Annotated in this window: 19 protein-coding genes, 2 tRNA genes and 1 pseudogene; 9 read left to right on the forward strand and 13 right to left on the reverse strand. The window is 71.3% G+C overall.

The features are described from left to right. Positions 1 to 121 precede the first annotated feature (121 nt). The 6 genes from AB0J53_RS00720 to AB0J53_RS00745 all read left to right on the forward strand — a co-directional run bounded on the left by AB0J53_RS00720 (position 122) and on the right by AB0J53_RS00745 (position 6,768). A complete protein-coding gene (locus AB0J53_RS00720; protein WP_219514469.1) occupies positions 122 to 1,291 on the forward strand; it encodes an ROK family transcriptional regulator in 1,170 nt (389 codons plus the stop codon). Continuing rightward, positions 1,288 to 2,772 (forward strand): sulfatase-like hydrolase/transferase, encoded by a 1,485-nt coding sequence (locus tag AB0J53_RS00725; protein WP_357584502.1) that lies wholly within the window; start codon positions 1,288 to 1,290, stop codon positions 2,770 to 2,772. Before AB0J53_RS00720 ends, AB0J53_RS00725 begins: the two co-directional genes overlap by 4 nt. Before the next feature lie 47 nt (positions 2,773 to 2,819). After that, positions 2,820 to 3,812 (forward strand): aliphatic sulfonate ABC transporter substrate-binding protein, encoded by a 993-nt coding sequence (locus AB0J53_RS00730; RefSeq protein ID WP_364167592.1) that lies wholly within the window; start codon positions 2,820 to 2,822, stop codon positions 3,810 to 3,812. 43 nt (positions 3,813 to 3,855) lie between these two features. Further along, positions 3,856 to 5,022, forward strand: a complete 1,167-nt coding sequence (locus AB0J53_RS00735; protein WP_364167595.1) for an ROK family transcriptional regulator — start codon at positions 3,856 to 3,858, stop codon at positions 5,020 to 5,022. A gap of 163 nt (positions 5,023 to 5,185) precedes the next feature. Continuing rightward, entirely contained in the window at positions 5,186 to 6,001 is an 816-nt protein-coding gene (locus AB0J53_RS00740; protein ID WP_364167598.1) for an ABC transporter permease, read from the forward strand. Next, on the forward strand, positions 5,998 to 6,768 hold the full coding sequence (locus AB0J53_RS00745; protein WP_364167601.1) for an ABC transporter ATP-binding protein: 771 nt from the start codon (positions 5,998 to 6,000) through the stop codon (positions 6,766 to 6,768). The genes AB0J53_RS00740 and AB0J53_RS00745 overlap by 4 nt, the downstream gene beginning before the upstream one ends. A 25-nt stretch (positions 6,769 to 6,793) precedes the next feature. Here the strand turns inward: AB0J53_RS00745 and deoC are convergent, their stop codons facing one another. Then, on the reverse strand, positions 6,794 to 7,723 hold the full coding sequence (gene deoC / locus AB0J53_RS00750) for a deoxyribose-phosphate aldolase (RefSeq protein ID WP_219514453.1): 930 nt from the start codon (positions 7,721 to 7,723) through the stop codon (positions 6,794 to 6,796). A gap of 180 nt (positions 7,724 to 7,903) precedes the next feature. On the opposite strand from deoC, the gene AB0J53_RS00755 reads away from it, so the two are divergent. Continuing rightward, positions 7,904 to 8,050: a hypothetical protein gene (locus AB0J53_RS00755; protein WP_219514451.1), complete on the forward strand. Its 147-nt coding sequence runs from the start codon at positions 7,904 to 7,906 to the stop codon at positions 8,048 to 8,050. Positions 8,051 to 8,172: 122 nt separating this feature from the next. Continuing rightward, complete coding sequence (locus tag AB0J53_RS00760; RefSeq protein ID WP_357584505.1) at positions 8,173 to 11,028, forward strand: AAA family ATPase; 2,856 nt, start codon at positions 8,173 to 8,175, stop codon at positions 11,026 to 11,028. Here AB0J53_RS00760 and AB0J53_RS00765 read toward each other — a convergent pair. The 11 genes from AB0J53_RS00765 to AB0J53_RS00815 all read right to left on the reverse strand — a co-directional run bounded on the left by AB0J53_RS00765 (position 11,025) and on the right by AB0J53_RS00815 (position 17,526). Then, positions 11,025 to 11,591 (reverse strand): TMEM165/GDT1 family protein, encoded by a 567-nt coding sequence (locus tag AB0J53_RS00765; protein ID WP_219514441.1) that lies wholly within the window; start codon positions 11,589 to 11,591, stop codon positions 11,025 to 11,027. The two genes, AB0J53_RS00760 and AB0J53_RS00765, sit on opposite strands and share 4 nt — an antisense overlap. 240 nt (positions 11,592 to 11,831) lie before the next feature. Further along, positions 11,832 to 12,857: a UDP-N-acetylmuramate dehydrogenase gene (locus AB0J53_RS00770; RefSeq protein ID WP_364168525.1), complete on the reverse strand. Its 1,026-nt coding sequence runs from the start codon at positions 12,855 to 12,857 to the stop codon at positions 11,832 to 11,834. An 80-nt stretch (positions 12,858 to 12,937) separates the two neighbouring features. Then, complete coding sequence (locus AB0J53_RS00775) at positions 12,938 to 14,002, reverse strand: hypothetical protein (RefSeq protein WP_364167604.1); 1,065 nt, start codon at positions 14,000 to 14,002, stop codon at positions 12,938 to 12,940. A 47-nt stretch (positions 14,003 to 14,049) separates the two neighbouring features. Further along, on the reverse strand, positions 14,050 to 14,478 hold the full coding sequence (locus AB0J53_RS00780; RefSeq protein WP_219514437.1) for a MaoC family dehydratase: 429 nt from the start codon (positions 14,476 to 14,478) through the stop codon (positions 14,050 to 14,052). 1 nt (position 14,479) lies between these two features. After that, positions 14,480 to 14,929 carry a MaoC family dehydratase N-terminal domain-containing protein gene (locus AB0J53_RS00785; RefSeq protein ID WP_357584507.1) on the reverse strand — a complete coding sequence of 150 codons (450 nt, stop codon included), beginning with the start codon at positions 14,927 to 14,929 and terminating at the stop codon, positions 14,480 to 14,482. Positions 14,930 to 15,111: 182 nt separating this feature from the next. Further along, positions 15,112 to 15,276, reverse strand: coding sequence for a 50S ribosomal protein L33 (gene rpmG / locus AB0J53_RS00790; RefSeq protein WP_019632658.1), 165 nt, complete (start codon positions 15,274 to 15,276; stop codon positions 15,112 to 15,114). Positions 15,277 to 15,346: 70 nt separating this feature from the next. Further along, positions 15,347 to 15,420, reverse strand: a tRNA-Met gene (locus AB0J53_RS00795). A gap of 153 nt (positions 15,421 to 15,573) precedes the next feature. Next, positions 15,574 to 15,649: transfer RNA gene (locus AB0J53_RS00800), tRNA-Thr, on the reverse strand. Positions 15,650 to 15,688: 39 nt separating this feature from the next. After that, positions 15,689 to 15,919, reverse strand: coding sequence for a transposase (locus AB0J53_RS00805; protein WP_219514427.1), 231 nt, complete (start codon positions 15,917 to 15,919; stop codon positions 15,689 to 15,691). 68 nt (positions 15,920 to 15,987) lie between these two features. Further along, entirely contained in the window at positions 15,988 to 16,512 is a 525-nt protein-coding gene (locus tag AB0J53_RS00810; protein ID WP_364167606.1) for an NlpC/P60 family protein, read from the reverse strand. A gap of 6 nt (positions 16,513 to 16,518) precedes the next feature. Continuing rightward, complete coding sequence (locus AB0J53_RS00815) at positions 16,519 to 17,526, reverse strand: GH25 family lysozyme (RefSeq protein WP_364167608.1); 1,008 nt, start codon at positions 17,524 to 17,526, stop codon at positions 16,519 to 16,521. A gap of 294 nt (positions 17,527 to 17,820) precedes the next feature. Between AB0J53_RS00815 and AB0J53_RS00820 the strand changes: the two are divergent. Beyond that, a pseudogene (locus tag AB0J53_RS00820) lies at positions 17,821 to 17,952 on the forward strand (ABC transporter); the annotation flags it as partial. A gap of 491 nt (positions 17,953 to 18,443) precedes the next feature. On the opposite strand, the gene AB0J53_RS00825 reads toward AB0J53_RS00820, so the two are convergent. After that, the gene (locus tag AB0J53_RS00825) at positions 18,444 to 18,722 is read right to left on the reverse strand and encodes a DUF397 domain-containing protein (RefSeq protein WP_219514415.1); all 279 of its coding nucleotides are present in this window, start codon (positions 18,720 to 18,722) and stop codon (positions 18,444 to 18,446) included. Positions 18,723 to 18,731: the final 9 nt, after the last annotated feature.

The raw sequence follows: 18,731 nt of genomic DNA on the forward strand, positions 1-18,731 counted from the left end.
GTCAAGACTCTCAACATTAATAAGCGATCTCGCCCGCACTGGAACCCTCGGTCCGGGCATATAGGCACATATTTAGTCCGAAGATTTGCACTTAATGCGGTCGGGACCCCATCATGGCCGCATGCCCAAGCCGACCGACGCGCTGCAACGGCTCCGCCGTGCCCACGAGGACGCCGTCCTCGACGCCCTGCGCTCGTCGGGTGCGCTGAGCCGTACCGACCTGATCCGGATCACCGGCCTGTCCCGCACCACGCTGTTCACGATCATTTCGGAGATGATCGAGCGTGCCTCCGTCGTCGAGACCGAGGCCCCAGCGACGGCCCGGCGCGGGCGCGGCCGGCCCGCCTCGCTCGTCACGCTCAACCCCGGAGCGGGCCAGCTCATCGGCCTCGACCTGGCCAGAAGGCGCATCCACCTGGCCGTCGCCAATCTGTCGCACCAGATCGTCGCCACCGGCATGGCCGACGTCCCCGAGGGCGCCGACGTGCTGGAGCAGGCCGAGGCGGCGGTGCGGCTGGTCAAGCAGGTCAGCGGCGAGCGCGGCGTGCGCCTGGACGCCCTGGAGGCCATCGGCGTCGGCCTGATCGGCGGCGCCGGCGACCCCGCGCTGCCGCCCGCCCGCTACGCGCCCGTCAAGGACCGGCTGTCGCGCGAGTTCGGCGTGCGCGTCGCCGTCGACAACAACGCCAGGCTGGCCGCGCTGGCCGAGAGCACGTGGGGCGCGGCCAGGCCGGCCCGCGACATCGTGTACGCGCGCTGGTCGGTCGGGGTGGGCGGCGGCTTCCTCGTCGGCGGCCGGCTCGTGCGGGGCGCGACCGGCGCCGCCGGCGAGCTCGGCCACATCTCGCTCGACCCCGCCGGGCCGCCCTGCCACTGCGGCTCGCGGGGCTGCCTGGAGCCGCGCATCGGCGCGCAGGCGCTGCTCGACGCCTGCGCCGCCGGCGGCGTCCGGCTCGACGGCCTCGACGCGCTGGTGGCCGCCGCCCGCGACCGGGTGCCCGCCGTGTGCGAGGTGATCTCCGCCGCCGCCGCCGACCTCGGGCGGGTGCTGGCCGACGCGGTGGTCCAGCTCGACCCCGAGCGGGTCGTCGTCGGCGGCGAGCTCGCCGCGCTGGGCAGCCTCGTGCTCGGCCCGATCCGCGAGTCGATCTCCCGCCTGGCCCTGCCCCGCACCCCGAGCACCGTCGAGGTCGTCCCCGCCGACCTGGGCGCCAGGGCGTCCGCGATGGGCGCCATCGCCCTCCTCCTCCACGACGAGCCGCCCACCCCCTTCCGAACGGAGAACGAGTGACCACCCCACGCAACGTCCTGTTCCTGATGACCGACCAGCACCGGGTGGACACCCTCGGCTGCTACGGCAACCCGCTGGTCCGCACCCCGGCGCTGGACGGCCTGGCCGCGGAAGGCACCCGGTTCGACCGCTTCTACACCCCCACCGCGATCTGCACCCCCGCGCGGGCGTCGCTGTTCACCGGGCTGCACCCGTTCCGGCACGGCCTGCTGGTCAACCCGGAGCGCAACGGCGGCGCCCGCGACGAGGTGGCCGACGAGCACCCCGTCATGGCCGCGCCGCTGCGGGCCGCCGGCTACAACCTGGGGCACGTCGGCAAGTGGCACATCGGCCGCGAGCGGGGCCCGGAGTTCTACGGCATGGACGGCGAGCACCTGCCGGGCGCGCTCAACCCGTTCCACCACCCCTCCTACGAGCGGTGGCTCAAGGAGCGCGGCCACCCGCCGTTCGCCGTGGAGCAGGCGGTCTTCGGCCGCGCCGAGAACGGCTCCGGCCGCGGCCACCTCATCGCCGGCCGCCTGCGGCAGCCGCCCGAGGCGACGATCGAGGCGTACCTCACCGACCGGACGCTGGAGCTGCTGGCGGGCTACGCGCGCGACTTCCACCGCGACGGCAGGCCGTTCGTGCTCTCCTGCCACTGGTTCGGCCCGCACCTGCCGTACCTGATCCCGGACGAGTACTACGACCTGTACGATCCCGCGCTGGTGCCGCTGCCGGAGTCGATGGCCGAGACCTTCGACGGCAAGCCCGACGTGCAGCGCCGCTACTCCGAATACTGGTCGGCCGACCACTTCGACGCCGACGCCTGGCGCAAGCTGATCGCGGTCTACTGGGGCTACGTCACGATGATCGACGACCAGATCGGGCGCCTGACCGCCGCGCTGCGCGAGCACGGGCTCTGGGACGACACCGCGGTGATGTTCACCGCCGACCACGGCGAGTTCACCGGCGCGCACCGGCTCAACGACAAGGGCCCGGCGATGTACGAGGACATCTACCGCGTTCCCGGCATCGTCCGGGTGCCGGGCGCCGGGGCGCGGGTGGTGGACGAGTTCGCCACGCTGATCGACCTCAACCCGACGATCCTCGCCCTGGCCGGGCTGCCGCCGCAGGAGCCCTGCGACGGCAGCAGCCTGCTCCCGCTCGTCGAGGGCGAGCCCGATCCCCGGCCGCAGGTGGTCGCCGAGTTCCACGGCCACCACTTCCCCTACTCCCAGCGCATGATCCGGGACCGCCGCCACAAGCTGGTGTTCAACCCGGAGAGCGTGCACGAGCTGTACGACCTGGACAGCGATCCGCACGAGTTGCGCAACGTCTACACCGCGCCCGCCTACGCGGCGGTCCGGCGTGACCTGACCGTGCGGCTCTACCGCGAACTGCTGCGCCGCGGCGACCCCGCCTCCAGCTGGATGAGCTACATGGCCGACATCGGCGGGGGCCGCGCCCCCGACGTCGACGGCGTCGCCGACGAGGTGGCCTGAGTGCCGCCGTCCACCCCCCGTAACCCATTCCTGAGAAAGGACCTCCGATGAGGCTTCCTCGCAGGCTGGCGGCCTTCACGGCAGCGCTCGCCCTCGTCCTTCCCGTGGCCGCGTGCGGCTCCTCCTCCGAGGACGGCGCGCAGACCGTCAGGTTCGGCTACATCGCCGACTTCGCGGGCGCCGCCGTGCTCGCCGCCGCCGACAAGCAGGGGCTGTGGGCCAAGCACGGCCTGGAGCCCGAGCTGAAGGTGTTCACCAACGGGCCGCTGCAGATCCAGGCGCTCGGCTCGGGCGACATCGACTTCGGCTACATCGGCTCGGGCGCCACCTGGCTCCCGGCCAGCGGCAAAGCCAAGATCATCGCGCCGAACATGCTGGGCCAGGCCGACCGGCTGATCACCCACGCGGACTCCGGCGTCACCTCGGTCGCCGGGCTGAAGGGCAAGAAGATCGGCGTCCCCGAGGGCACCTCCGGCGACATGATCCTGGAGCTGGCGCTCAAGGAGGCCGGGCTGACCGGCAAGGACGTGCAGAAGGTCAACATGGACCCGAGCACGGTCGTGTCGGCCTTCAGCGCCAAGCAGATCGACGCGGCCGCCATCTGGTACCCGCTGATCGACACCATCAAGAAGAACGTGCCCGACCTGATCGAGCTGACCAAGAGCGAGGACTACTACCCCAAGCTCAGCTTCCCCAGCTCCTTCGTGGCCCGCAACGAGCTGGTGGCCGAGGACGCGGCGACCGTGACCAAGGTGCTCAAGGTGCTGCGCGAGGGCAACGACTGGGTGGCGGCCAACACGGCCGAGGCCGAGACGCTGACGGCGACGTTCCTGAAGGCCCCGGCGGAGCAGTTCAAGGGCGCCTCGGCGGTGACCAGGATCGTGCCGACGGCCGAGCTGGACAAGCTGACCGCGGACGGGTCGGTGGCCGGCTGGTACAAGGGGCTGGCGGACATCTTCGTCACGATGGGCAAGCTGCCGCAGTCGCCGGACCCGGCCACGTACTTCACGGCCGACCTCTACAAGGGTGCCGCTAATTAACCCGGGAAGTTGACAAATTTCGACCTCGACCCATCATGGTCCCATGTCGAGCCCCACTGACGCGCTCCAGCGGCTCCGCCGGGTGCACGAGGACGCCGTCCTGTCCGCGCTGCGCTCGTCGGGCGCGCTGAGCCGGGCCCAGCTCACCGAGCGCACCGGGCTGTCACGCACGACGCTGTTCACGATCATCTCCGATCTGATCGAGCGCGGGGCCGCCGTCGAGACCGAGCCGGCGCCCGGCGAGCCGCGCGGGCGCGGCCGTCCGGCGTCGCTGGTGGCGCTCAACCCCGCCGCCGGCCTGCTGCTCGGCCTCGACCTGGGCCGGGGGCGCATCCGCCTGGCGATCGCCAACGCCGCGCACCAGGTCGTCACCACGGCGGCCCGCGACCTTCCCGAGGACGCGGCGCCGCTCGCGCTGGCGGAGGCGGCGATCGGCCTGGTCCGGCAGGTGGCCGAGGAGCGCGGCGTGCGGCTGGGCGCCCTGGAGGCGGTCGGGCTCGGCCTGGTGGGCGTCGTCGACGGCGATCCCGGTCCCGCGGGTCACCAGCCGCTGGCGCGCCGCATCGCCGACGAGTTCGGCGTGCGGGTGGCGGTCGACAACAACGCCAGGCTAGCGGCGCTGGCGGAGGCCACCTGGGGCGCGGCCAGGTCCGCGCGCGACGTCGTCTACGTGCGCTGGTCCGTGGGCGTGGGCGGCGGCTTCGTCGCGGGCGGCAGGCTGCTGCGCGGCGCCCACGGCGCGAGCGGCGAGCTCGGCCACGTCTCGCTCGACCCGTCGGGGCCGCCCTGTCACTGCGGCGGGCGCGGCTGCCTGGAGGGCAGGATCGGCGGCCAGGCGCTGCTCGACGCGTGCGCGGCGCGCGGTGTCCCGCTCGACGGCCTCGACGCGCTGGTCGCCGCCGCCCAGGACCGGGCCACGGTGGCGTGCGAGGTCGTCTCGTCGGCGGCCCGCGACCTGGGCCGCGTGCTGGCCGACACCGTGACGCAGCTCGACCCGGCGCTGGTCGTCGTGGGCGGCGAGCTGGCCGGGCTGGGCAGCCTGGTGCTCGACCCGATCCGCGAGGCGATCGGCCACCTGGCCCTGCCCAGGTCGCCGCGCGAGATCCGGGTGACGCAGGCCGACCTCGGCGTGAACGCCTCGGCCATGGGCGCGATCGCGCTCCTGCTGCACGAGGAGCCGTCGATCCCGGCCCACCTCAGGCCCGCCTGACCCACCTTTTTTGTACGGGCTACGGATCAAAACCCGAGCCTGCGGCTGACCGTACCCGTGTCCAACCTGCGGCGGAGCGGAACAATCATCGGCTATTTTTGCCTACCTATTGACGAAAATATCCGGACATCAGCACACTGTCGGGCATGGAGGCACCCCAGCCATGACCGCACTGAGCGTCACCCAGAGACCCGGCGACCCGCCCGCTCCTCCCCGCCGCCGCCGCGCCAAGCGGCCCGCCCGCGGGATCATCCTGAACGTGGTCGCCGTCGCGGCCGGACTCGCCGCCTGGACCGGCCTGTCGGCCTCCGGCATCCAGGGCCTCACCGGCCCCGTCGACGTCGCCGTGCGTGGCGCCGAGCTGATCGCCGACGGCACGCTCACCGCCGACCTGCTCGCCAGCCTGCGCCGCGTCTTCACCGGCTTCGCGCTCGGCACCGCGCTGGCCGTCCCGGTCGGCTTCCTGATGGGCTGGTACGCGACCGCCCGCGCCCTCATCGAGCCCTACGTGCAGTTCTTCCGCACGATCCCGCCGCTGGCCATCATCCCGCTGGCCATCCTGCTCATGGGCATCGGCGAGACGCCGAAGGTCTTCGTCATCTTCCTGGCCGCGTTCCTGTCGAGCGTCGTGGCGACGTTCCAGGGCGTCATGGACGTCGACAAGACGCTCATCAACGCCGCCCGCGTGCTCGGCGCCTCCGACCGGGTCATCTTCCTCAAGGTCGTGGTGCCCGCCTCCACGCCGTTCATCATCGTCGGCATGCGCGTCGGCCTCGGCGCCGCCTGGGGCACGCTGGTGGCCGCCGAGCTCATCGCCGCCCAGGAGGGCCTCGGCTACCGCATGCAGCAGGCCCAGCTCTACTACGACCTGCCCACCATCTTCGTCGGGCTGATCAGCATCGGCGTGCTCGGCCTGCTGATGGACCGGCTGCTCCAGCTCGCCGAACGCCGCCTCACCGGATGGCAGGAACGCCGATGACCACCAAGATCTCCTTCCGCGGCGTGTCGAAGACGTTCGCGCTCAAGGACACCGACTTCCTCGCTCTCGACCGCGTCGACCTGGACATCGCCGACCAGGAGTTCGTCACCGTCGTCGGCCCGTCGGGCTGCGGCAAGAGCACGCTGATGAGCATGGCCGCCGGCCTCGTCGAGCCCGGCGACGGCGAGATCCTGCTCGACGGCGCCCCGGTCGCCGGCCCCGGCCCCGACCGCGGCGTCATCTTCCAGCAGTACGCGCTCTTCCCCTGGCTCACCGTGCGCAAGAACGTCGAGTTCGGGCTCGACCTGGCCCCCATCCCCGCCGAGGAGCGCCGCGAACGCGCCCAGCGGGCCATCGACCTGGTCGGCCTCACCGACTTCGCCGACGCGCTGCCCAAGACGCTGTCCGGCGGCATGAAGCAGCGCTGCGCCATCGCCCGCGCCTACGCGGTCAACCCGAAGGTGCTGCTCATGGACGAGCCGTTCGGCGCCCTCGACGCGCTCACCCGCGTCCAGCTCCAGGACCAGCTCCTGGACACGTGGAGCCAGGAGCGCCGCACGGTCATGTTCATCACCCACGACGTGGACGAGGCCGTCTACCTGGCCAACCGCGTCGTCGTCATGGCCGCCAGGCCCGGCCGCGTCTACCGGGTCATCGACGTGGACCTGCCCTACCCGCGCACCGAGGAGATGCGGCTGTCGCCGGAGTTCGCGCGCATCCGCAACGAGGTGTGGCACTCGGTCTACCACCAGGCCCCGGCGGCGTAGCCCGCGATCGCCAGTCCCGCGCGGCTCAGTCGAGCGTGAAGTAGTCGGGCCCGGCGTAGCGGCCGGTGGTCAGCTTCTCGCGCTGCATCAGCAGGTCGTTGAGCAGCGAGGAGGCGCCCAGGCGGAACCAGTCGGGCGAGAGCCAGTCGGCGCCGGCGGTCTCGTTGACCAGGACGAGGTTCTTGATGGCGTCCTTGGTGGTGCGGATGCCGCCGGCGGGCTTGACGCCGACCTGCCGTCCGGTGCGGTCGCGGAAGTCGCGCACGGCCTCCAGCATGATCAGCGTCACGGGCAGGGTGGCGGCCGGGGCGACCTTGCCGGTGGAGGTCTTGATGAAGTCGGCCCCGGCCAGCATCGCCAGCCAGGACGCGCGGCGTACGTTGTCGTAGGTCGCCAGCTCGCCCGTCTCCAGGATGACCTTGAGGTGGGCGGCGCCGCAGGCGGCCTTGACGGCGACGATCTCCTCGTAGACCTTGACGTAGTCGCCGGACAGGAACGCGCCGCGGTCGATGACCATGTCGATCTCGTCGGCGCCTGCGGCGACGGCGAGTGCGGTGTCGCTGACCTTGACCTCCAGCGAGGAGCGCCCGCTGGGGAACGCCGTCGCCACGGAGGCGATCTTGACGCCGGAGCCGGCCAGCGCGGAGGCGGCCACCGCGACCAGGTCGGGGTAGACGCACACGGCGGCCACGCGGGGGGCGTCGCCGCCGGGGTGCACGGCCTTGGTGCACATGGCCCGGACCTTGCCGGGGGTGTCGGCGCCTTCGAGCGTGGTGAGGTCGACCATGGAGATGGCCAGGTCGATGGCCTGGGCCTTGGCCGTCGTCTTGATGGACCGGGTGCCGAGCATCGCCGCCCGCTGGTCGGCGCCGACCCGGTCGACGCCGGGCAGTCCGTGCAGGAAGGCCCGCAGGGTGGCGTCGGAGGCGGCGACGTCGGTGAGCGAAGTAGTCACAGTTGACACCTCCACAGCATCGCCGACCAGGTGCCTTACTTCCAAACCAGGGCCATACCTAGGCGTCCCGGGAGCCCCGGTGAGGCAGGAGATAAGGCATCCAGCCGATGTGGGACGGGGGGCCTTAGCGCGAATCTTGAGTATGTCAGGAAAGAGAACGACATCTCATAGGAGATCACCGTGAACGCGGAAATCGAGTTCCAGCTCATGAAGAGTCACGCCAACGAGCTTCGCGAGGCGGCGGCCAGGCACCGCCGAGTACGCGAGGCGCTTCAGGTCAACAAGTCCGAGCGCCGCTCGGTCTTCGGCAAGCGCCGCTCCTCATGACCGCCCCACGAGTGCCCGGCCGCAACCTCCCTCGCGGCCGGGCCTCACAGCCTCCATGAACGGGTTTCACGCCCCCATAAAAGCGTCGAAAGCAACAGATAAGGCATGACATGCTGGATGACATGCTGGGACGTTCGGTCAGCCCCGTCTTCGTCGGGCGCGAGGAGGAGCTGGCGGAGCTCCGCGAGGCGCTGGACGAGGCCCGCAAGGGAAACGCCACGGCGGTGCTCCTCGGCGGCGAGGCCGGTGTCGGAAAATCCCGGCTTCTCCAGCGCTTCTCCGAACAGATCGCGGCCGACGGCGCCCGGGTGCTGTTCGGCGGCTGCGTGGAGCTGTCCACCGAGGGCCTGGCCTACGCGCCCTTCACCGCCGCCCTCCGCCAGCTCGTCAGGGAACAGGGCGCCGACCGGATCGCCGCGCTGCTGCCCGACGGGGCGGCCCGCGACCTGGCCCGCCTGCTGCCCGAGTTCGGGGAGCCCAGCGCCGACGGCGAGACCGGAACCGGCCGCGCGCGGCTCTTCGAGCAGTTCCTCACCCTCCTCGAACGCCTGGCCGACAGCCACCCCACCGTGCTCATCATCGAGGACGTGCACTGGGCCGACCGCTCCAGCCGCGACCTGATCGCCTTCCTCAGCCGCAACCTGCGCATCCCGCAGGTGCTCATGGTCATGACCTACCGCTCGGACGACCTGCACCGGCAGCACCCGCTGCGCCCGGTGCTCGCCGAGCTGGGCCGGGTCAGCGGCGTGCTGCGGCTGGACCTGCCCCGGCTCTCCCGCGACGAGGTCGCGCAGCAGATGACCGGCATCCTCGGCAGCGCCCCGCACTACACCAGCGTGGAGAAGGTCTACGAGCGCAGCGAGGGCATCCCGCTGTTCGTCGAGGCGATGCTCGAGAGCGGCACCGACTGCACGTTCCCCGACTCGATGCAGGATCTCATCCTCGGCGCCGTCGAGCGCCTGCCGGAGGAGACGCAGCGGGTGCTGCGCGTGGCCGCCGCCGGCGGCATCCGCGTCGGCCACGCCCTGCTCGCCGCCGTCAGCAACCTCTCCGACCTGGAGCTGGAGGCCGCGCTCCGGCCCGCCATCGCCGGCAACGTGCTGCAGATCGCCGACAACCGGGCGTACGTGTTCCGCCACGCCCTGATCCGCGAGGCCGTGCACGAGGAGCTGCTGCCCGGCGAGCACCAGCGCCTGCACGCCCGCTACGCCGAGGAGATCTCCAAGGACCGCAAGCTCGTCCCGCCCGGCCGGGCCGCCGTCGAGCTGGCCCACCACTGGTACGGGGCACGCGCGGACGTCGAGGCGCTGGTCTCCGCGTGGGAGGCGGCCAAGAAGTCGTTCATGGCGTTCGCGTACACCGAGGCGGTGCCGCTGCTCGAACGCGTGCTCATGCTCTGGGACCGGGTGCCCGACGCCGCCGAGCGGATCGGCGCCGACCACATCGCCGTGCTGGAGAAGGCGGCCAAGGCCGCGCAGGCGGGCGGCGAGGTGGACCGGTCGGTCAAGTTCACCAAGGCGGCCCTGGCGGAGCTGGACGAGACGCGCGAGCCCGGCCGGGTCGCCAGCCTGATCGTGCACTGGGCGAACCTGAAGATCTCCAAGGGCAAGACCGGCGTCGTGGAGGACCTGCGGCGGGCGCTGAAGCTGGTGCCGGAGCCGGGCCGGGCCAGGGCCGAGGTGCTGATGCCGATGAGCCGGCACCTGATGCTGCGCGGCGAGGCCGCCGAGGGCGCCATGTACATCGACGAGGGCCTGCGCCTGGCCCGCGAGCTCGGTGACCGGTGCCTGGAAGCGGACCTGCTGATGAACCTGGCGCTGGGCCACTCCCTGTCGGGCGACGTCGAGGCGACGATCTCCACCAACCTGCGCGCGCTGGAGCTCGGCCGGGAGCAGAACTCGGGCCGGGTGATGATCCGGGCGATCGGCAACAACATCGACGCCCTGCTCGACAGCGGCCGGGCCGACGAGGCGCTGAAGCTGTGCGAGGAGGGCTGGCAGGTCGCCAAGCGCTACGGCAGGCTGCGGGCCAGCGGGCTGTTCATCCTCAACAACTGGGCCGAGGCGCTGGAGGCGGTCGGCCGCTGGGACGAGGCGCTCGACACCGTGGAGCGGGCGCTCAGCTTCAGCCCCGCGCTGCGCACCCGCCACCACCTGCTGCGCGTGCGCGCCGACATCGCGCTCGGCCGGGGCGAGGTGGAGCCGCTGGAGGCCATTCTGTCGGAGATCGGCGTGCTCAAGGAGCGGCCTGAGGACTTCGTCCAGGACATCACCAACAGCACCCGGCTGCACATCGGCTGGCACATGCTCAGGAACGAGCACAGCGCGGCGCTGGAGGTGGCCGAGGGCATCCTGGCCCGTCCGGCGCAGTCGAGCAAGGCGATGCTGGGCTGGCGGCTGCTGGCCCTGCTGCGCACGGTCTGCGACGCGGCCGAGGTCACCGAGCCCGCCCGCGCCCGTGCCGTACGGGAGCACGCCGCCGAGGTGGCCGCGCACCTGTCGGTCGCGGGGCCGGTCGCGAAGGCGTACAAGCTCACCTATTCCGGTGACTTCGACGCCTCGGCCGCCGCGTGGGAACGCCTCGGGCGCCCGTACAGCCAGGCCAAGGCGCTGACGCGGGCGGCCAAGGCGGCGGCGCTGTCCGGCGACCGCGACGGCGCCGCCACCCGGCTGGCGGTGGCGCTCCCGCTGGCGGAGGGGCTGCGCGCGACCCCGCTCATCGAGGAGATCGCGGCGCTGTCCCGCCGGGTCGGCGGCGTCCAGCGGGCCCAGGAGCCGTCCGAGCTGCTCACGCCGCGCGAGCTGGAGGTGCTGCGCCTCGTGGCGCTCGGCCGGACCAACCGGGACATCGCGGCGGAGCTGTTCATCTCCGCCAAGACGGTCTCCGTGCACGTCTCGAACATCCTGGGCAAGCTCGGCGTCACCACCCGGGGGGAGGCGGCCGCCGCCGCCCACCGGCTGTCGCTGCTGACTCCCTAGACGAACGCGTCGGCCAGCAGGACGACGCCGAACACGGCGAACGCCGCCGCCGCGCCGTAGCGGATGGCCTTCTCCGGCAGGTGCCTGCCCAGCATCCGCCCGACCACGATGGCCAGGGCGTCGGCCGCGACCATGCCGACCGTGGAGCCGATCCAGGTGCCCAGCCAGCCGTGCTGCGTGGCCAGCGTGATCGTGGCCAGCATGGTCTTGTCGCCCAGCTCGGCCATGAAGAACGCGACGGTCACCGCGATCAGCGCGTTGCGGGTGGTGGTCTGGGCCTTGCGCGACTCCTCGTCGGTCAGCTCGTCGCCGCGCAGCGTCCACACGGCGAAGCCGAGGAAGGCGATCCCGGCCACGACGGCGATCGCCGTGGTGGGCAGCGCGTCGCCGATCAGGCCGCCCACGGCCACGCTGACCAGGTGCACCGCCGTGGTGGCGATGGTGATGCCGGCCAGCACGGGCCAGGCTTTGAAACGGGTGGCGAACGTCATCGCCATGAGCTGGCTCTTGTCGCCCAGCTCGGCGATGAAGATCGCGACCAGGCTGATCCAGAACGCTTCCAACGGTCCTCTTCCGCGCGACCGGACCGCGAGCGTGCGCCGGGGGAAGTTTTCGGGCACGGCTTCGGCCCGGCAGCGTCTTCGTACGCGACTGCCAGGCCGAAGGTCTCGTCCGCCCGTGAAGGCCCGCGTGACCGGGCGCGGCAGGCCGCGCCAGTGTGTCGATCACGCGATTGGGACTACTCCCCCTCGGTGTTTCCGAACCACCATAACAGCCCCGCCGTACGGGCTATTCCCGGGGGCTCAGAGCGCGCAGCCGACCATCACCGGCTCGTTGACGAGCGTCACCCCGAACTTCTCGCGCACCCCGTCACGCACCTCCCTGGCCAGGGCCAGCAGGTCGGCGGTGGTGCCGAGACCGTCGGGGTTGGTCAGCGCGAGCGTGTGCTTGGTCGAGATGCGCACCGGGCCGCGCCCGTAGCCCTTGGGGTAGCCGGCCTGCTCGATCAGCCAGGCGGCCGGCACCTTGACCGTGTCGCCGTCGTGCGGCCAGCTCGGGTGGCCGGGCGCGCGCGCCGCCAGCTCCTCGGCCTCGGCCGCCGTCAGGATCGGGTTGGTGAAGAACGACCCGGCGCTGCGGGTGTCGGGGTCGTCCGGGTCGAGCACCATGCCCTTGCCGCGCCGCAGCGCCAGCACGGCCTCACGGGCGTGCGCCAGCGGCACCCGCTCGCCGAGCGCGACGCCGAGCCGTCCGGCCAGCTCCTTGTACGCCACCGCGCCCGACCTGTCGGAGAGGTCCAGCGCGTACGTCACGGCGAGCACCACGTGCCGCGACAGATCCCGCTTGAAGGCGCTGTCACGGTAGGAGAACCCGCACTGCCGCGCCTCGATGTCGACGACCTGCCGGGTCAGCCGGTCGTAGGCGCGCACGCACCGGACCGTCTGGGCGACCTCCTGGCCGTAGGCGCCGACGTTCTGGATCGGGGTGGAGCCCACCAGGCCGGGGATGCCCGACATGCACTCGATGCCCGACCAGCCCTCCGCGACCGCCCGCGCCACCAGCGGGTCCCAGTCCTCGCCGGCCTCGGCGGTGACCAGGACCTGCTCGCCGTCACGCGACACCGTCACGCCCCGGGACGCCACCCGCACGACCAGCCCGTCGAACCCGGCGTCGGACACCACCAGGTTGCTGCCGCCGCCCAGCACCAGCGTCGGCCTGCCCTGCCGGTCGGCCTCCGCGACCAGGGAGACGAGCTGCTCTGCCGTGGCGGCCTCGACGAACTCGCCGGCGGGACCGCCCAGACCCAGCGTGGTGTAAGGCGCGAGCATCTCCATGAGCCACAAGCTTATGAGCGTTCCCGGGTGCCCGCCCCCCGGGTGTGCCGGGTCGGGGGGTTGGGGGGTTCGCGTCAGCCGGCGGGCAGGTCGTGCTCGTGGCGCTGCCGTACCGGCAGGTGCTGGTCGGGGACGACCAGCTCGCCGCGCAGCGCCAGCGACAACTCCAGGTCGCCGTGGCGGCCGTCCTGGGCGTCCTCGGGGAAGACGCCCACGGCGGCGGCCCGCCGTACGGCCATCAGGCCGCCGCCGAGCGCCCGCACCTTGCCGGGCGACGCCTGCCGCCAGCCGGGCGGCGCCTGGTGCGGCCGGGGCCTATCGGACGTGACCTCGACCACCGGGGCCCGCCCCTCAGGCAGCGGCTCCCAACCCTGCCGGCCCGCCGCCACCGCGCCGTCCTTGACGGCGGCCACCAGCGGCGCGAGGGCGTCGCCTTCGAGGACGAGGGAGGTGTCCATGAGGACGTGCACCTCGGCGGTGTCCAGGTGGAGCAGCTTGGCCCGGCACGCGCCCCACGTCGCCGTGCCGTCGCGCCACTGCGAGGTCTCGGCCACGTGCCAGACCTTGACCCGCTCCGGGTCCCGCTCGGCCAGCTCGTCGAGCACGTCCCCGGCGCCGGCGACGTTGCCCAGGTCGATGGCCAGGACGGCGGCGCCGGTGTGGTCCAGGACCGACTGCACGCAGGCCCGCACGTCGTCGGGCCGGCCGTCCACGACCAGGCCCACCGAGGCGGTCACGTCCTTGGTCTCCATGCGCAGCCGTTCGGCGTTGACGCCCAGGTCGTCCATGCGGTTGGTGGCCAGGGCGCCGTCCCAGGTCCGCTGGGCGTGCAGCATGCTGTCGTCGGGCGCGCCGTGCTGCCCGGGGTCGCCGGAGAAGCCGAGCTCGGCGGCCGGGTTCTGGCGCGCGCCCCGGGGCCTGGCCCCGGCGGTGCCGACGCCGGTGGCGGGCCCCTTCCGCGCCGTGCCCGCACTCCCCGCACCGCCCTGGTCGCCCGCGCCGCCTGTCGTGTCGCGGCCGGTGCCGACGGTGCCGGCCACCTCCTCCAGCCGGGGCGGCCTGAGGTGGCCGGGCGGCCGGTCGTCGGTCACGGCGGAGACGGGGATGGACTGCACGGTGGGCCAGACGTTCGCGGTCATGGGCTCACGCGTACCCGAGAGCCGCCCGGCCAGTCATCACGGGCGCGTCAGGCGAGCTGGACGACCGCCCGGGCCTTCGACAGCACGCGGGCGTCGCCGGAGCGGGCCGTGAGGCCGACCACCACCCGCTTGTCGGGCAGCTTCTCCTCCACGACCCCGCTGACCGTGATCGTGGCGCCCTGGTCGTCGTCGGGCACGACCACCATCGAGGAGAACCGGACCCCGTAGTCGACCACCGCGCCGGGATCGCCCACCCAGTCGGTGACAAACCGCCCGGCCTGCGCCATCGTGTACATGCCGTGCGCGATCACGTCGGGCAGGCCGACCATCTTGGCGAACCGCTCGTTCCAGTGGATCTGGTTGAAGTCGCCGGACGCGCCCGCGTACATCACCAGGTTGAGCCTGCGCACGCCGTAGTCCACGGCCGGAATCTCCTGGCCGACCTCGACCTCGTCGTACTGCACCGTCGCCGTCATGTCAGGCCGCCCCTCCGCGCTCGACGATCGTGTTGTACGTGGTGCAGACCGGCTCGCCCTCGACCGTGGTGACGTCGCTCCTGACGGTCAGCAGCTCGTTGCGCCCGGCGCTGCGGATGTCGGTGATCGTCGCGGTGACCACGAGCCGGTCGCCGGCGTAGACGGGGCGGACGTACTCGAAGCGCTGCTCGCCGTGGACGACCATGGCGAAGTTCAGGCCGAGGTCGGGGTCGGCCAGCGCCTCGCCGCCGCTCTGCAGGCTGAACACGATGGGGAACGTGGGCGGCGCGATCACGTCGGGATGCCCGGCGGCCCGCGCCGCCTCCCTGTCGCGGTAGACAGGGTTGTTGTCGCCGATCGCCGCCGCGAACTCTCTGATCTTGACCCGGCTGACCTCGTACGGGGGGCCCGCAGGGTAGCTGCGTCCCACGAAGTCACGGTTCAACGCCATCAGCGCTCCCTCGCATGTGTCACCGAGCGTCGTTGAGCCAGACGGTAACAGAACAAGGTTCGGCTGTCGCCGGGATGACCGGCATTTTGCCCATGAAACCCGCCGGACACGACGAACCGGCGCCCTGTCAGCAGGACGCCGGTTGTGCGTAATGGGGAGGCAGGAATGCTGCCCGGCGAGAACTAGCGGGTCTCGCGGTGCGCGCGGTGGCAGCGGCAGTTGGGGCAGTACTTCTTCAGCTCAAGCCGATCCGGGTCGTTGCGCCGGTTCTTCCGCGTGATGTAGTTGCGGTGCTTGCACTCCTGGCAGGCCAGCGTGATCTTCGGCCTAACGTCGGTGGCAGCCACTTGGGAGTGCCTTTCTACGTTCGGGACATGGACACGCCCGTCCCAGGTCAGGTGACCTGGGGAAGGGCAGTAGCGGAGGCCGGACTTGAACCGGCGACACAACGATTATGAGCCGTTTGCTCTGCCTGACTGAGCTACTCCGCCTTGAGCCGGTAACGACCCGGCCCCGTAGAGGATACCCGACACCGGGAGCACATTCGTAACTCGCCTGGTCGAGCGGGTGACCCCAGTATGCCTCAGAATCACCGGTGAACCTAAATGAATAAAGCCTCACCTTGCGGTGAGGCCCGTCACAGCTGGAGCCCCCAAACGGAATCGAACCGTTGACCTTCTCCTTACCATGGAGACGCTCTGCCGACTGAGCTATAGGGGCCTGTCCGGCGCTGCGGACAGGTGTAACCATACACGGCGCTCAGCGATGATGCGAACTCGTCCGCCCTTCCACCGCCTCGGCCGGGACCCGGGCCGCGGGCAGCCGGACGACCTCGCACAGATCGGCCAGATCGACGTGGCGCGCGACCTCCGCGACCGACAGGCAGTCGGCCACCAGCCACCCGTTGCGACGCACCCGGAGCACCTGCCGCCCCGCGCGCAGGGCGAGCACGATCTCGAACCCGTCGCCACCTACCCATCGCCTGTCCATAGCGGCACACAGTAGCCTCCGGGTCTCTCAATTTCCGGTACGTGACCCGCGTTACACGCCATACCGGATCAGTACCGGTAGTACCCGAGGAAGCCCTTCACCCGGGAGACGGGGTCGACCCGCACGACGGCGCCGGTCTCCGGGGCGTTCATCATCCGGCCCCCGCCCAGGTAGACGCCGACATGGCGGGTCTGCTTGACGCTCCTGCCGAAGAACACCAGATCGCCGGGCCGCGGCCGGGCGACCCGGCGCATGCGGCGGATGTGGTCGTCGGTGTTGCCCGGCCCGAGCACGTCCTCGCCGTGAGCCAGCGCGTACACCCAGCGGGTCAGCCCCGAGCAGTCCAGCCCGCGCGTCCTGGCCGCCGGGCAGGGCTTGATCTTGCCCTCGTAGCCCAGGCAGGTGCCCTTGGACGGCCCCGGCTCCTCGGCGTGGCCGCCGCCCCACGAGTAGACGATCCCGCGCTTCTCGACCGCGTACGCGATCTCCACGATGCGCGGCAGCACGTACCGCCTGATCGGGACCGAGGCCGTGGCGACCAGCAGGACGAGCACGACGGCGAGGGCGAGCCGGCGCCTGCCCGACAGCCTCACCCCGGCCTACCTCGCCCGCAGTTCCAGCTCCGCCGAGCCGACCGTGAACCTGATGCCGACGACGCCCTTCGACTTCGACGGCTTGGTGGCGAAGGTGAACGTCCGCTTCTGACCGCGCGCGATCTCGGGGATGGCGCAGCGGATCGCCGTGCCGCTGAACGTGCAGCCCGAGGTCGCCTTGACCACCCGCATGCCGCCGAAGGTCCGGCCGGACACCTTGACGTTCGTGACCGGGTGGGGGCCGGTGTTGGCCACGGTCAGCGTGAAGCTCATGCGGCTGCGCGCCTTGCCCGACACCGTGACCTCGGCGGGCGGGTTGGCCAGCGCCTTGAGGTCGGCCTCGGTGCCGTTGAAGGCGTTCTGCCCGCCGGCCAGCGTGCCCTTCTCGGCCGACTGCCAGAACGTGTGCTTCTCCCAGCCCTTGGGCAGCTCGCCCGGATCGGCTCCCCAGCGGGCGATCCAGAGCGGGTGCGCCTTGAAGGAGGCGCTGTCGCCGGTGCACGTGCGCCACCAGCTCGTGGTGGTGTAAATGATCGCGTTGCGCCCGGTTCGCTGGCGGTATTTCTTTGTGAAGTCCTTGATCCAGGCGACCATGTCTTTCGCGGTCAATCCATAGCAGCTGTTCTTGCCGTTGCGCTCTTTGTATGGATTGTCCTCAAGATCGAGCACCCCGGGCAGCGTCATCCCGTCACCGGTCCACGCCCCGCCGTTCTGCACGAAGTAGTCGGCCTGCGCGGCCCCGCCCGACTCGTGCGGCTGGGCGAAGTGGTAGGCCCCGCGCACCAGCCCGGCCGCCGCCGCGCCGTCGTACTGCGAGGTGAAGTGCGTGCTCCGGAAGTCGACGCCCTCGGTGGCGAGCACGAAGGCGAACTTCCCGCCTCCCGAGGCCACCGCCGGCCAGTCGACCTCCGCCGTCCAGTTGCTGACATCGACCCCGGGCACCCCGGAGGCCGCCTGGGCGGGACCGGCCATGCCGACCACCGCGGCCACCGCGACCAATAACAGACGTTTCACCCGCGAGATCATCCCGGAGCCCGGCATAATCCCGCAACCCGCAATATCCGCATAACCGGACGCAGCTATCCGTCATTAGAAATTTCTCTGTACGTCCGTCGAAACCCCACTTCAGAGCCTCGAAACCGGCCCGACTCCGCCACGTCTCCTACGTAGCGTTTTCGCAGGTCAGAGCCGTATGTGAACGTCCTGTTCGCGTTTGCCAAAGCCCTCCCCCGCGCCCACACTGGACCCCCAACCTCAACCAAGCCCCCGACCTGGGGTTTCTTCGCCATGCCCGGAGGAGAACCGACCATGATCCACGCCCGGGGACTGACCCGTGTCTTCACGATGAAAAAGGAGACCGTCGAGGCGGTGCGCGGCATCGACCTCGACGTCGAGCCCGGCCGGCTCGTCGCCTTCCTCGGCCCCAACGGCGCGGGGAAGCCCAATAGAGGTCTGGGGCGCTTGCGGTTCGGTAACGATTGGCGCGGCGGTTGGTGCACGTCTCACCTGCGAGGTTAGGCGATTCGCTGGGCGGTGGCGAGGGGCGGACGAATCGTTGCGGTGGTGCTGACTGCATGGGGCAAGATCTCAAAAGGGGGGCATTACGCTGGTCTGCTAATTCGGGGAGGGGCCGCGCCCATCCCCCCGCACTTTCCTCCCCGGCCCCCCTTTTGCGATCTTGGAGGGGTCCCCATGCAGTTGGCTCCGAAACGATTCGGTAGCCCCGCCGTGGCCCGCGACCCTTCGCCGGTCCCGGTCTACGGAGAGAACAGCGGGCCAACGGCACGCAGTGTGGCGACCGGCCCGTGGGGGTTCCCAAGAGGGTCTTTAGTGCTCTTGTCCTAGGCGTGCCTTCTCTCCCGGTACGCGAAACGCCCAGACCCTAAGCATGGTCTGGGCGTTTCGCCGTGTGTGGCCTGCTCGGCAGGGCGTCAATGGACTGCCACGCCGGGGTAGCCAGCGATCAAGGATGCGGAACTGAAGTCACCTTCGGCCACGCCTGCAAGAAAGGCATCCCATTCGGGGATGGTGAAGAACTGAGGCTCGCGGTCGCGGTTCTTGGTGTCACGAACGGCCACCACGAACTCCTCGTCAGCTTTGTTAGGGACACCGGCGTCACGACCACGCAGGACGGCGACCTCAACACAGCTTGCGCCGTTGCCACTAAACCGGCTCGTCCGCCACTGGGCCTTAGAAAGGTCGGACTGCACCCTAGCTCC

The sequence above is a fragment of the Nonomuraea sp. NPDC049725 genome, from assembly GCF_040674795.1.
Lineage (GTDB): Bacteria > Actinomycetota > Actinomycetes > Streptosporangiales > Streptosporangiaceae > Nonomuraea > Nonomuraea ceibae.

What these genes read in the sequence shown, in the direction of transcription:
- AB0J53_RS00735 (WP_364167595.1), top strand. Translation starts at nt 3,856, where the DNA reads ATGTCGAGCCCCACTGACGCGCTCCAGCGGCTCCGCCGGGTGCACGAG.
- AB0J53_RS00775 (WP_364167604.1), bottom strand. Translation starts at nt 14,002, where the DNA reads ATGACCGCGAACGTCTGGCCCACCGTGCAGTCCATCCCCGTCTCCGCC.
- AB0J53_RS00780 (WP_219514437.1), bottom strand. Translation starts at nt 14,478, where the DNA reads ATGACGGCGACGGTGCAGTACGACGAGGTCGAGGTCGGCCAGGAGATT.
- AB0J53_RS00730 (WP_364167592.1), top strand. Translation starts at nt 2,820, where the DNA reads ATGAGGCTTCCTCGCAGGCTGGCGGCCTTCACGGCAGCGCTCGCCCTC.
- AB0J53_RS00760 (WP_357584505.1), top strand. Translation starts at nt 8,173, where the DNA reads ATGCTGGGACGTTCGGTCAGCCCCGTCTTCGTCGGGCGCGAGGAGGAG.
- AB0J53_RS00720 (WP_219514469.1), top strand. Translation starts at nt 122, where the DNA reads ATGCCCAAGCCGACCGACGCGCTGCAACGGCTCCGCCGTGCCCACGAG.
- AB0J53_RS00805 (WP_219514427.1), bottom strand. Translation starts at nt 15,919, where the DNA reads ATGGACAGGCGATGGGTAGGTGGCGACGGGTTCGAGATCGTGCTCGCC.
- AB0J53_RS00740 (WP_364167598.1), top strand. Translation starts at nt 5,186, where the DNA reads ATGACCGCACTGAGCGTCACCCAGAGACCCGGCGACCCGCCCGCTCCT.
- AB0J53_RS00745 (WP_364167601.1), top strand. Translation starts at nt 5,998, where the DNA reads ATGACCACCAAGATCTCCTTCCGCGGCGTGTCGAAGACGTTCGCGCTC.
- AB0J53_RS00785 (WP_357584507.1), bottom strand. Translation starts at nt 14,929, where the DNA reads ATGGCGTTGAACCGTGACTTCGTGGGACGCAGCTACCCTGCGGGCCCC.
- AB0J53_RS00770 (WP_364168525.1), bottom strand. Translation starts at nt 12,857, where the DNA reads ATGCTCGCGCCTTACACCACGCTGGGTCTGGGCGGTCCCGCCGGCGAG.